The organism is Paenibacillus sp. FSL M7-0656, assembly GCF_038003225.1.
Taxonomy (GTDB): domain Bacteria; phylum Bacillota; class Bacilli; order Paenibacillales; family Paenibacillaceae; genus Paenibacillus; species Paenibacillus amylolyticus.
In genome coordinates this window covers 2,751,676-2,764,800 of the sequence record NZ_JBBOOT010000001.1, presented here as the reverse complement: position 1 = coordinate 2,764,800, position 13,125 = coordinate 2,751,676, and the positions used below count along the sequence as shown (strand labels likewise).

The following is a 13,125-nucleotide window of genomic DNA, read 5'->3' as shown; positions in this document are numbered from 1 at the left end:
TGTATGTCTGTACTTAAAGATGAAGTAGGTCGTAACAAAATGGCATTTACGCTGAAGGATGGCGGCACATCATTTCAATTCCCGGTGAACCCGGAAGAGGTGAGTATTTCCAGGTCCAAAGGGTATGAAACGATTAATATGCTGGAGCATGGCGAGTTTGATTTTGCGCAGGGGGAGAAGGTGAAGGAGATCACCTTCTCTTCTTTTTTTCCCAAAGAGTATGATGCCTTCTATTGCATGTACGAAGATTTGCCTGATCCGCGTGTAGCGATGAATGTCCTGAACACATTTCTGATCTCCAAAAAGCCGCTGCGCCTCATCATTTCAGAGACGGGCGTGAACGTGCCTGTTTTTATTGTTTCGCTTAATTCGAGCTTTCGTGGGGGGGAGACAGGAGATATTTACTTCGACCTGACCCTGCGCACATGGCGTGATTCCAAGGTGGAGAAGGTCGGTTCTGCGGCATCCGGGGGCAAGTCAGGTTCTCGTACCGATTTGAAAAAGAGTAGCAAGACCTACACCGTCAAATCTGGCGACTCCCTGTCCAAAATAGCAAAGCTTGAGCTGGGTAGCAGTTCCAAATGGAACGAGATCTACAAGCTCAACGCAAAGATCATCGGCAGTGATCCAAACCGGATCAAGCCCGGGCAAAAGCTGGTGATGCCATGACCTACAAGGTCATTGTCGACGACAAATACGACATCACCAAGCTGGTGGAGACAATTACGCTGAAGGACTCGCTCGACCAGATTGCCTATCAGGCTAACATCCGGCTGGCGGTGTCAGCATCTTCCGGTTTGCCTTCGATCTCACCGGGCATGGCGGTGCGGATTAGCGGGGTTCCTTTTGGCGAAAAATCCATGGTTCATCTGTTGCATCCTGCGGTCATCTGGGAGGTGGAAAGTTCGAACAGCGGCACCAAGCGGCTGTCTCTCACGGTGTACGACCGGATGATATATCTGGAAAAATCGGAGGACGAGTTCCTGCTGCCGAAGGATCAGACCGCTACGCAGCGACTCAAAACCTACGCCAAAGAGTGGAAGATTCCATATGCTACGCTGCCGGAAACCAAGACAAAGCTGGGAAAAGCCGTGTATCGGTCACAGACGATCTTCTCGATGATGTTTGCCGATCTGAAAGAAACGGCGAAGTCCGGCGGGGAAATGTACCATCCACGGATGACGCCCGGTGGGTTGCAGCTCTTTCAGGTTGGAAGTAATGCAAAGGTGTATGAACTTGATCGACTAATTGATCTGACCCAGATGCGTACGCTCGAAGGGGCGGTCACCAAAGTTAAAGTCATGGCGGCGTCGGAGTCACCGAGTGGCAAAGAAGTTCCTTCCAAAGTGCTTGCGATTGAGCAGGATCGTGTGGAAGAACTGGGTACATTGCAAAAGCTGGTAGAGGACGATCAGGTGAAATCGACAACCGCCGCGAAAAAACTGGCGAAAAGTCATCTGACGGGTATTCAGGAGACCTTTACGATATCCGCACCGGATGTGAATACGATCCGCGCTGGGGACGCAGTGTTGTTAAAAGGACTGAAGCTAATCGTCATGTCGGTTAGCCGTGATCTGTCTGCCGGACCTGGAATGATGACGTTGGAACTGGGGACAGCCGAGCTGGTGAAAAGGAGGTATTACCTTGAATAAAGATGATCCGTATGGGCATTTTGCCGACGTCATGCGGGGTGCGATGAGTACACATTCCCGTCAGGCCGTGAGCGGGCTGGGAGCAGTACTGGGTACGATGACCTCATCCGGCGTGAAGCTGGATGATTTCAAGCACGAAGTGCAGGATTATCTCGTGGCCGAGTTGCCGGGCACGCTTGGACTGCCGGAGCGCGAGGCTACTGGCGCGATCTCCGGTATACCTGACGTGGCAAACGGCGGAACGACGGGCACGGGACGGTTTCTTTTGCAAGAAGAGGAAGTGGAAGAAACGGTGTTGTCTCTTAGTAAGGGATTGAAAGCCGGAGATCGCGTACTGGCGATGCGGGTCAATGGCGGTAACGATATTGTGGTGCTGTGTAAGGTGGTGAGTGCGCATGCCTAGTTTGTTCCCGGAAACGGGCGTGGTCTGGGGAGATGAGGACGATCTGTCGGGGGCGGCTTCGGAAGAGGTACGCTTTGGACGGAGCTGGCGATTTGATTACGATGCAGGGGATTTTGTATTGACCCCGAGTGGCAAAGTAGCTGCGGCGGGTGCACACGAAGCCTGGGTGCAGTGGTGCATTAAGGCCGTGAAAACGCCACGTTACAGACATGTGATCTATTCTAGAAACTATGGTTCGGAGCTGGAGGATCTGGTGGGGCAGGGTGACAGCCGGGGAGTGATGGAAAGTGAGATTAGCCGGATGGTGACGGAGACGTTGCTGGCTGATCCACGCACGGATTCAGTAGACCAGTTTACGTTTGATTGGAATCGGGAGCAGTGCATGTTCTCGTGTCGGGTGGCGAGTGTGCAGGAAGAGATGTTTATTCTGGAAAGTGAGGTGATCTGACGGGATGGCTGAGATTCCGCGTTATTTGGAGGACCAGACGGAGGAACAGATTATGCAGCGTATGCTGGATCGTCTGCCCGCGGATCTGGATAAGTCTGAAGGATCGTTCCTGTGGGATGCGGAGGCTCCGGTTGCGTTTATGCTGTCTGAGGCGGCGTTGTGGGCGCAGGAATTACTGCGGCGCGGGTTTGCGAGTACGGTTGCGAGTAGTGATCCGAATTTTCGTTCGGAAGAGCTGGATCTGCGGGCAGGAGAGCACGGCATTACTCGGCGGGCTGCGGTAGTTGCACAAGGTTCGGTTAGATTCGTGGGTACGCCGGGCAAGGTGATTCCTGCGGGTACGGTTGTGGCTACGCTCGCGGATGAAGTATCTGCTGAAGCTTCGCTCGAATATGAGACGGTGGGACGTGTGGAACTGGATGCAGAGGGCTCCGGGGTGGTAGGCGTGCGAGCGCTTGTTGCCGGAAAAGAAAGCAATGTGCCTGCGGGCACGGTAACTGTGCTGTCTACACCTGTAAGTGGCGTGACTTCTGTCACGAACGTTGAGGTGATAAAAGGCGGTGCGGATATTGAGGCCGATACGGCATTGTTGGAACGCTTTTATGCCAAAGTCCGCAACCAAGGGACAAGCGGCAACAAAGCACAATATGTGCAATGGGCCAGTGAAGTGCCAGGTGTTGGTGCAACGCGTGTTATTTCTTTATGGCAAGGGCCAGGCACGGTGGGATTGTATCTGCTGGACACGGAAAAGCGCGCTGCGGGCACCGATCTGGTGACGGCGGTACAGAAGTATGTTGACCCCACGCAGGATGGACAGGGTGAAGGCGTTGCACCGGCGGGGCCAGTGGTGTCCGTGATGCCAGCCGAGGAAGTGCCGATGAACATTCAGGTGAAACTGACGCTGGCAAGTGATGCGACACTCGCCGATGTACGAGCATTGATCGAACGCGGGGTGACCGCGTATTTGAAACAGTTGGCTTTTGCCGATCCACTCGTTCGTTACACTCGCATTGCCGCGATTCTGTTGGATATTCCGCCGATTATCGACTATTCGGAGCTTACCGTGAACGGTGTGAGCGACCAGAATATCGAGATGACCGCGAGTCAGGTGGCGGTGCTGGGGACGGTGGATGTGTATGAGTAGTGTTGGGCAGATGGTGGACGAGGAAGTAGTTTTGGAGTGTGGAGACCAAGAAAGATTGGGAGAGGTACGCCGATCTGAGTTGAAGCTGGTGAGCGAGACGCTCCATGTTGATGTGCAAGGAAGGGAGGGGACAGGGCATGAGTGCTCCTTCTATTGTAGATGTTGGACTGACGAGTGAGAAAGGGCGGGAGTTGTTCTCGTATTTGCCCAGGTATTATGAGACTTCTCGTGTAATGCAGGCCGATATGCAGACCAAAGGCAGCGAAATGGATCTGCTGTACCAGGCGCTGGATGAGACGCTGGAGCAGTTTTTTGTCCGTACAGCGACGTGGGGGCTGGACTTTTGGGAGCAGGAGCTAGGTATTGAGACGGACCGTCTCAAACCTGTGGAGCAACGGCGTGCGGTGGTGGAGTCGAAGCTGCGCGGGGCAGGAAAGTTCTCGGGCAGGCAGGTTGCGAATGTGGCCGAGGCATATGCCGGGGGCAAGGTGGATGTAACTTTTCAGCCGGAAGTGTGGAGTTTTACGGTGAGCTTTGTGGATACGATGGGCACCCCGCCCAATATCGATGATCTCAAACGAGCGATTGAAGAATTGAAACCGGCCCATATGGCCGTGGAATATGAGTATCGCTATCTGGTCTGGGATGATCTGGACAAGAAGCAGAAAACATGGGATGAACTGGACACCGCGTCCTTGACGTGGAATGAACTGGAGGTGTGGGCGTAATGCCAAAAGAAACAGATCGACTGAAGTTGCCTCTTCCATTAGGGAACGAGAATGTAACCCGGGAGAGTATTAACAGGATTTTTGAAAAGATTGATGCAGGTGTTGCGACACGTGAATCCATCCTTATACCTGCGGAATCGGATCTTAATAGCTATATCACAGAAGGGGAATATTATTGCCCAACGAATGCGACAGTAGGAACTTTAGCTAATTCCCCAGTAGGAGTAGCCTTTCATTTGACGATAGAAAAACATGCTGGTGTGGTCCAAACTCTAACAACCTTTGAACCGAGTAACCTACAAGTTTTTCAAAGGAACTACTATGTCGGATGGGGTCCATGGATAAAAGTACCTACAAGGGATGATATTGAAGAGGTAAAGGTATACACCGATCAGAAACTCGGGGAACTCGTTATTAATGATGCATCCTTAACAGATAAGGGTATCGTCCAACTGTCCAACGCAGTTGATGGCACCCGTGAAGATTTGGCTGCTACGGAGAAGGCGTTAGGAGATGTTTTAGATAAATTAACTGAACATGATTTCGATACTTTGAAGCACATTTCAAGTGCCGAAAGAGCACTATGGAATAATGCTGTAGGTTATGGAACAACAACTGGTTCAGCAAATTCTTATATTATTAATCTTTCACCTGCTCCATCAGCTATCGTTGCTGGAATGAGAATAACGTTGAAAGTACATGTAAGTAATTTTGGGGTATCAACTTTAAATGTGAATGGAACTGGGCCAAAACTTATAAAAAAATCAAACGGATCTGATTTAACGAGTGGATTTTTTAGAGAAGGTGGAGTATACACAATTGTTTATGATGGAATGGCTTTTATCTTGCAGGGTGAAGGGGGGGAGTACGGAACTGCCATTGAAGGTGATGTTCGCGCTGGAAAGACAATTAGTACGGAGAATGGATTAGTAAGTGGTACTCTACCTAACAGAGGGACAGCATCATTCAGGTCTGATATAAATAACACCGTATCAATTCCAGCGGGTATTTATAATCAGAGTAGTATTGCACCATTTGAAGCAACTCCAGGTAATACTCGTATTTATGGACCCAATAGCTCAGACTCGGTATCAGGTAATGTAACAACGCCAACCCCAACTAGTTTATCTGTAAATATAAAAAGAGCGGGTGTTTATCGAACTGAGCTTCAATTTGGAAGCATGTGGTCTTCTACAGGACTTACTGTGTATGTACAAATCTATTCTAGTAGTGGTTCTACTGGAACTTTACGTTCAATGGAATTAAGAGGAAGTTCTAGTCCTATGTACGTGGAAGATATATATTTTAATGCTGGTTCAAAAGTTGGTGTGCGTTTGTGGTTTAGTTCATCAAGTAGTGTATCAATGTCAGTATCATATTTTTCTTTATTAGTACAATCACCTATATTTATTTGATTGAAATCAATATATCGGAAGTTTGGTACAACAAGCGCTCAAATGCGGGAGTTATCTTATTTCTTCTGAAGCATCTTGTATTTCGAATCAAAGGAGGTGAAATCATGGAACGATGGGATACCCTATGGAAATGGGGAATTGCACTCATGAGTAGCTCAGTAACCTACTTCTTCGGAGGTTGGTCAGGGGTGCTCGGCGTACTACTCGTGTTCGTCATCCTCGATTATCTAACCGGCATCGCGGCGGCGGGTATGAGTGGTAAGTTAGAGAGTAATGTCGGCATGTTCGGCATCGCACGAAAGGTATTTATATTTGCAATGGTATCCGTGGCTCATCTGGTGGACGGTGTTCTGGGAGACGGACATTTGTTCAGGGATGCGGTCGCCTTTTTTTATATCGCAAATGAGTTGTTGTCCATTATCGAAAACGGGGGCAAGTTGGGCGCACCCATTCCGCCGGTGATTCGGCAAGCCATTGAAGTGCTCAAGGGTAAAGGGGGGACAGGGGAACTCCCCGGTAACTTCTCCCCAAGTGCCAAAGATTCTTTTTCGCAGGCAGATCCAGATGACATAGATTCACAGACTGGAGATAGTAAGAAGTAATGCGACTATAGCAAGCTAGCACTTGAAACTACACATAACTCAACACATCAGGGACACGCACACAAGCAACCCCTAATCCAACCGCATCAAATATATACAAACGGCAATTTGCCGCATAAAGGGTGTGAGAAACATGCAAACGAGGAGTTCAGGCAACACACAGGGCATTGACGTCTCCCGATACCAGGGCAATATTGACTGGGCGAAGGTGAAGGCGAGTGGCATGACATTTGTATTCATCAAGGCAACTGAGGGACAGACATATACCGATCCGAATTACCAGAAAAATGTAATAGGAGCACTGGCGGCGGGCTTGATGGTGGGAACGTATCACTTCTTCCGCGCGACATCTACCGATGGTGCCAAGGCAGAAGCGGTGCATTATGCCAATACACTTAACAAAGTGGGAGGCGCCAAGGCGTTACAACTGCCACCAGTCATGGACTACGAGAACAACCCAGGCAACCTGAGCAAACCGCAGATGAATACAGTTGCCAAAGCTTTTTTAACCGAATTACAACGTCTGACAGGTGTGAAACCGATCATATACACGGGCAATTCATTTGCCGGGAATTTTGACACATCACTCAGCTCATACGATCTGTGGATCGCGCGTTACAGCAACACCCGTGTACCGGACGACCAGCTGGCATGGAAGCGTTGGACGTTCTGGCAGTATACGGATTCGGGCAAGGTGAATGGTATTAGTGGCAACGTGGATATGAATGAATTCGAGGGAACAGCGGCACAGCTCAGAGCAAGATACGCAGCAGCCACTCCGAAACCACCGGAGCCATCCAATCCAACGAATCCAAGTCATCCGAATCCACCAACCGAACCACCGAAAGGGGGCGAACCGATGACAGCCGAAGAGAAAGCAACGTTTGATGCACTCAAATCCCAGGTCGACAAACTGCAGGCGCGTCAGCAAATGGAAGTTCCAGTATGGGCAAAAGCAGCTGTGGATGCAGCACTAGCATATGACACCAAAAATCCATTGTTCAGCATCGATAATGGGGCGAGTTATGATTTTTACCGTTTTATTACCGTGATGCATCGCAGAGGTTTGTTTAAAAAGTGAGCTGATTCTTAGCAAATTAAAATGTGGATTTTATCTGAATGTGGATTGAGTGGAGAAGGGACACGGGACGTTTCTTGTCGAACTGTGTTCCTTTTTTGTGTTTTATGTAAGTAATATTAACGCATATAATAAAGTTAAAGACTTATGTCTGTAAATCTCTTGTCTAATTGATTAATGTGATGTAAAGTAAGTTACACGAAATTGTTTTTCACCACAGTTTATTTACACAATCCTCCTCATCATGACAAAACCATAACACATGAAGTTATTGTAATGTCTCCCTGTTGTACAATCCAACATCTCAAGATGACTCGTTCATACATTTTACACATCCAATCTGCAAGAGAAAGCCACCGATTTAACAACTTACACGATTCATCAAACAACCTAGCCTATGTTGAGTTTCTTTCATCCGTATTGCTAACGAACGATAACGATACCTAATCCGGTCTCCACACTCCATGCTCAACACGACACGCTCAAGGAACAGACTTTATTGCGTAGCCAGCAGCGTAGTATCCATATGCCCATCAGTATTTTTAATCTACCAACGTAAACTTGCTCTTACCAGTCCATACCCACTCGCTGTTGCTTATTGACCTAAGTTCAAATAAAACGCATCAATTTCATTCATTTTCATAGATTCATCTCACAAGATCCGTTGTTGAACCTTTTTCATTTTCTATAAAAGTAATCAAACGACGTCCTAAATCCATGTGCACGATCTGAAATTTACCTGTATTCTATACGTGTCCCATGCTGTTTTTACATTTTATACACATGTCTTACTTTTCCCAAAACTTTAATTCAGGTATCGCAGGCATCTAAAGCCTTTTATATGATACATAGCACCAAACCGATTGCCAACATTGGAGATCTTTCATGCCAGCATCACACACATTATGAGACAGGGAAGGGTGTTGTACGTATGCGAATGAGAAAAAAATGGATGTCCGGTGTTCTAACGATGGCTTTGAGTACCGTATTGGTGTTGTCTGGTTGCTCCAGTAATGAGAGTGGAGAGACTACGCCTGCTCCGGCGGAAGGAACCGACCCTCCAACCGAAACAGTAGCGCAGGATACGATGATTATGGGGCGTGGTGGGGATTCCGTAGCACTCGACCCGGCGATTGTAACCGATGGGGAGTCACTGAAGATTGGGCATCAGGTGTTTGATTCATTGCTGGACTACAAGGAAGGCGGAACAGAGGTCATTCCTGGACTAGCAGAGAGTTGGGAGATTTCGGCAGATGGGCTCAAGTATGTGTTTAAGCTGAAGTCCGGTGTGAAATTCCATGATGGAACTGACTTCAACGCAGAGGCTGTTGTGTTCAACTTCAACCGCTGGGGTGATCCGGCGAGTGAATATAAATTCGAGGGAGATTCCTTCGATTATTACGATTCCATGTTTGGTCCAGAGGACGGGCGTGTGATTAAGGAAGTGAAGGCGACGGACGAAACTACGGTGGAGTTCACATTGAACCAGCCACAAGCGCCTTTCCTGCAAAATATTGCGATGACGCCATTTGGCATTGCCAGCCCAACCGCGATTCAGGAGAAAAAAGAAAACTTTAAGAGCGAGCCTGTGGGCACCGGCCCATTTGTATTCAAAGAGTGGAAGCGTAACGACTCCATCACCCTGGAGAAAAACGCGGATTACTGGAAAGAAGGACTGCCAAAGCTGAACAAAGTAATCGTGCGTTCCATTCCGGATAATACCGCTCGCTTCAATGCCCTGCAAAACGGCGAGATTGATGTCATGGAAGACCTGAACCCGGACGATCTGTCCATTCTTGAGGGCAACAGCGAGTTACAGAAGATCGAGCGTCCACCGTTCAACGTGGCGTATATCGGCTTTAACTTTAAGAAGAAACCATTTGATAATGTCAAAGTCAGACAAGCCCTCAACCATGCGGTGAACAAGCAGGCCCTTATTGATGCGTTCTTTGCTGGACAAGCTGAGCCTGCCGTGAACCCGATGCCTCCAACGCTGTGGGGATACAACGATACCATTGAGGATTACCCATATGATCTGGAAAAAGCAAAAGCTTTACTGGCCGAAGCTGGCTTCCCTGACGGATTGCCTGATCCAGTAACCTTCTATGCAATGCCGGTATCCCGCCCGTATATGCCTGATGGCAAGAAGGTTGCGGAAGCGATCCAGGCCGATTTTGAGAAAATCGGAGTGACCGTCACCATCGAATCACCGGAGTGGGCAACGTATCTTGAAGATACAAAGGCCGGGGAGAAGGACGACATTTACATGCTCGGCTGGACAGGTGACAATGGTGACCCAGATAACTTCCTGTATACACTGCTGGATAAAGATGCCATTCCAAGCAACAACCGCAGTTATTATGTAAACGAAGAATTACACACATTGCTGACGGGTGCACAGACAGAAACCGATCAAGACAAACGTGCGGAACTTTACAAACAGGCACAGGTCATTATCAAGGAAGATGCACCGTGGATTCCTCTGGTACACACGACGCCAATTCTGGCAGGTAAAGCCAACCTGAAAGGTTTCGTCCCTTCTCCACTGGGCACCGAATCCTATGCCGGTGCTTATTTCGAGTAAGCTGTAAGCTGAACTTATCCATTTCAGGATAACTGCGATCTGAAGATGGCACTACAGTTCGGAGTGATTACGTTTTAATTCTTTCTATTCAAAGCGCTGGTAAGACGAAATGCTTGGCAGAACCCACATCCGGACGTAACTATCCAAAGCATGCGTTTCTGCCGGCGCTTTTTATTTTTGCACGATATGTCGAAGGCAGGTGAATAGGATTGAACAGCTATATTGTCAAACGTGTGCTTGTGTTGCTGCCCGTACTGCTGGGCATGACCCTGATTGTCTTTTCCATCATCCACGCCATCCCGGGTGACCCGGCCGAGACCATACTTGGGCAAAAGGCAACCGAACAATCCAAGCAGGCCCTTCGTGACCAGCTCGGTCTGGATAAACCCTGGTTCCAGCAATATTTCGCCTACTTGGGCGATTTGCTCAAAGGTGACCTTGGAACATCCATCCGCACCAAGGTGCCTATTGCCCAGGAAATTGTCCCTTATCTGACAGCAACCCTTGAATTAACGATGGCAAGTATGTTGTTTGCTGTCATTATTGGGGTGAATGCCGGGATTGTCAGTGCATGGAAGCACAACTCCTGGTTTGATTATTGCTGTATGGTCATTGCTTTGGTGGGTGTATCGATGCCTATCTTCTGGTTAGGTCTGATGGAACAATGGCTGTTTGCGAACAAGTTACAGTGGCTGCCGTCCATTGGGCGAATGAATGCACGTGATCCGGTGGATGCCATTACGGGCTTGTATGTGCTGGATACGATGATTGCTGGACAATGGAATCAGTTGTGGACTGTAACGAAACATTTGATTCTGCCAAGTGTTGCACTGGGAACGATTCCAATGGCTGTTATTGCCCGGATGACCCGTTCCAGCATGCTGGAAGTGATGAGTTCCGATTACATTCGTACAGCAAAGGCGAAGGGACTGGGTCCGTTTTTTGTCGTATATGGACATGCGCTCAAAAATGCGTTTATTCCCGTCCTCACGGTTATCGGCATCCAGACTGGGTCATTGCTCGGAGGTGCGGTGTTGACCGAAACGATCTTTGCCTGGCCGGGCGTGGGACGTTATATATATGAAGCGATTAGTTCGCGGGACTATCCGGTGATCCAGAGTGGCATTCTGATCGTGGCGTTCTTTTTCGTGGTGATCAATCTGATTGTAGATTTGCTCTATGCCGTGTTTGATCCTCGTATTAGTTATAAATAGGAACTCCATAAAGAACCAATCTGCAGAAGCGAAGCTAAAAGCTTTCTAAAAGAAAGCTACATCGGAAGCATAGGCTGCGCATGTATCACCGGATTTTCACCTTTAAATAGGTGGATCAATATAATCTGGGGATAACAGCGATCAGAAGATGATACTGCAATCGTAGGGCTTGAGTGTAATAGAACGCGTTGATCTTTTGTTATATTCATGTTCAAGAAAGGAGACACCGCATGGCCAAATTATCGACCAATACCGGACCATCCATTGACGCTGCGTCGGCGAGCACATCCGGTCCATGGCGGGAAGCCTGGAGAACGTTTCGGAGAAATCGGCTTGCGCTTGCAGGTCTGATTATTATCGTATTTTTTATCCTGTTGGCCTTCCTCGCGCCGTACATCGCACCTTACGATTACAAGGAACAGGTGCTGGTGGATCGGCTTCAGTCCCCTTCGGCAGAGCATTGGTTTGGTACCGATGATCTGGGGCGTGACGTGTTTTCCAGAGTGCTGCACGGGGCGCGTATTTCCTTGTGGGTGGGGTTCTTCTCCGTCATTGGTTCCATTATCGCGGGTACGCTGCTGGGGCTGATTGCCGGATTTTATGGAAAATGGGCGGACATGCTTATCTCGCGTCTATTTGATATCTTGCTCGCCTTTCCGGGGATATTACTGGCCATCGCCATTGTAGCGATATTAGGCCCGTCGTTGCAAAATGCACTGCTCGCCATCGCCATCGTGAACATCCCGACCTACGGAAGATTGGTGCGTTCACGGGTACTCAGCTTGAGACAGGAGGAATTCATTACGTCGGCACGGACACTTGGAGCGGGCAACGGGCGAATCTTGTTTCGCCACATCTTGCCCAACAGCCTTACTCCACTGATCGTGCAAGGTACACTCGGAATTGGGACTGCGATCATCGAAGCTGCTGCACTCGGATTTCTAGGCATGGGTGCACAACCACCCGACCCGGAATGGGGTAAAATGCTGTCAGACTCCCGTCAGTTTATACAAAAAGCACCGTGGACACTGATCTTCCCTGGCGTTTCCATTATGTTGACCGTTCTCGGCTTCAACCTAATGGGCGACGGCCTGCGCGACACCCTTGATCCGAAAATGGCGAAAAAGTAGAATTATCAAACTCAAACTCAAACTCAAACTCAAACTCAAACTCAAACTCAAACTCAAACTCAAACCGTAACCGTAACCGTAACCGTAACCGTAACCGTAACCGTAACCGTAACCGTAACCGTAACCGTAACCGTAACCGTAACTTCTAACCCAAGCTCGAACTCAAACTGCAACTTTGATTTGAAACTCTAGCTCTGACAACGCTAACTTATTCTGTAACGCAGCATTCGTGCCAAAGGCAACGTTAACAAAACCGTAAGCACTAATTTTATCGCCACCCAATTTGTAGCTGTAACGCTAACCTCTGCTCCAACTCTAACGAACCCGGGAGACCTTATTTTACGAGTTCCAGCCAATTTCCCATTCTTACGAACCTCAAACGCGCTATTTTGTGAAAAACCTGCCGAAAGTCTCGAAAGGTTGGCTAAAGTGGAGAAGTAGCGTGTCTACGATTCGTTAGCTTACAAAAACCTCCCAAAAAGGCCAATTAACGCCTCTGAGATTCGTTAGCGCGTGACTGTCATACTGCTCAAGACATCCAAGCAACCACAATACCAACATACCTACCAAAGTACCCATACAACATACATCAGTCTCAACACAGTAAGGTCGAAGATACTCCAAGGTACATTAGATGAAATATGTTTTAACGCTATCTACTATATCAACAGGCACATTATAATCTTTCCCCATGCCGGTTCGAACTTTGGTTCGAGGCGGCTTTTGT

At 48.5% G+C, this 13,125-nt stretch carries 12 protein-coding genes; all 12 read left to right on the top strand.

The genetic code is table 11. The features are described 5' to 3' along the window. The first annotated feature begins 39 nt into the window (after window positions 1-39). The 12 genes from MHI01_RS12295 to nikC all read left to right on the top strand — a co-directional run bounded on the left by MHI01_RS12295 (window position 40) and on the right by nikC (window position 12,398). Window positions 40-669 (top strand): LysM peptidoglycan-binding domain-containing protein, encoded by a 630-nt coding sequence (locus MHI01_RS12295; protein WP_127547967.1) that lies wholly within the window; start codon window positions 40-42, stop codon window positions 667-669. Continuing rightward, a complete protein-coding gene (locus MHI01_RS12290; RefSeq protein WP_127547897.1) occupies window positions 666-1,652 on the top strand; it encodes an XkdQ/YqbQ family protein in 987 nt (328 codons plus the stop codon). Before MHI01_RS12295 ends, MHI01_RS12290 begins: the two co-directional genes overlap by 4 nt. After that, entirely contained in the window at window positions 1,645-2,055 is a 411-nt protein-coding gene (locus MHI01_RS12285; RefSeq protein WP_340983219.1) for a hypothetical protein, read from the top strand. Before MHI01_RS12290 ends, MHI01_RS12285 begins: the two co-directional genes overlap by 8 nt. Further along, window positions 2,048-2,503, top strand: a complete 456-nt coding sequence (locus tag MHI01_RS12280) for a DUF2634 domain-containing protein (RefSeq protein WP_340983218.1) — start codon at window positions 2,048-2,050, stop codon at window positions 2,501-2,503. The genes MHI01_RS12285 and MHI01_RS12280 overlap by 8 nt, the downstream gene beginning before the upstream one ends. Window positions 2,504-2,507: 4 nt before the next feature. Beyond that, window positions 2,508-3,647 (top strand): baseplate J/gp47 family protein, encoded by a 1,140-nt coding sequence (locus MHI01_RS12275; RefSeq protein WP_340983217.1) that lies wholly within the window; start codon window positions 2,508-2,510, stop codon window positions 3,645-3,647. 137 nt (window positions 3,648-3,784) lie between these two features. After that, complete coding sequence (locus tag MHI01_RS12270; RefSeq protein WP_340983216.1) at window positions 3,785-4,375, top strand: YmfQ family protein; 591 nt, start codon at window positions 3,785-3,787, stop codon at window positions 4,373-4,375. Then, on the top strand, window positions 4,375-5,790 hold the full coding sequence (locus MHI01_RS12265; protein WP_340983215.1) for a tail fiber protein: 1,416 nt from the start codon (window positions 4,375-4,377) through the stop codon (window positions 5,788-5,790). The genes MHI01_RS12270 and MHI01_RS12265 overlap by 1 nt, the downstream gene beginning before the upstream one ends. Window positions 5,791-5,894: 104 nt before the next feature. Beyond that, the gene (locus MHI01_RS12260; protein ID WP_289391470.1) at window positions 5,895-6,392 is read left to right on the top strand and encodes a phage holin family protein; all 498 of its coding nucleotides are present in this window, start codon (window positions 5,895-5,897) and stop codon (window positions 6,390-6,392) included. A gap of 133 nt (window positions 6,393-6,525) precedes the next feature. Then, window positions 6,526-7,473, top strand: coding sequence for a glycoside hydrolase family 25 protein (locus tag MHI01_RS12255; protein WP_340983214.1), 948 nt, complete (start codon window positions 6,526-6,528; stop codon window positions 7,471-7,473). Between the two features lie 934 nt (window positions 7,474-8,407). Then, complete coding sequence (locus MHI01_RS12250) at window positions 8,408-10,054, top strand: ABC transporter substrate-binding protein (RefSeq protein ID WP_340983213.1); 1,647 nt, start codon at window positions 8,408-8,410, stop codon at window positions 10,052-10,054. 209 nt (window positions 10,055-10,263) lie between these two features. After that, window positions 10,264-11,268 carry an ABC transporter permease gene (locus MHI01_RS12245; RefSeq protein ID WP_315938337.1) on the top strand — a complete coding sequence of 335 codons (1,005 nt, stop codon included), beginning with the start codon at window positions 10,264-10,266 and terminating at the stop codon, window positions 11,266-11,268. A gap of 230 nt (window positions 11,269-11,498) precedes the next feature. Then, window positions 11,499-12,398, top strand: a complete 900-nt coding sequence (nikC, locus tag MHI01_RS12240) for a nickel transporter permease (RefSeq protein WP_315371529.1) — start codon at window positions 11,499-11,501, stop codon at window positions 12,396-12,398. Window positions 12,399-13,125: the final 727 nt, after the last annotated feature.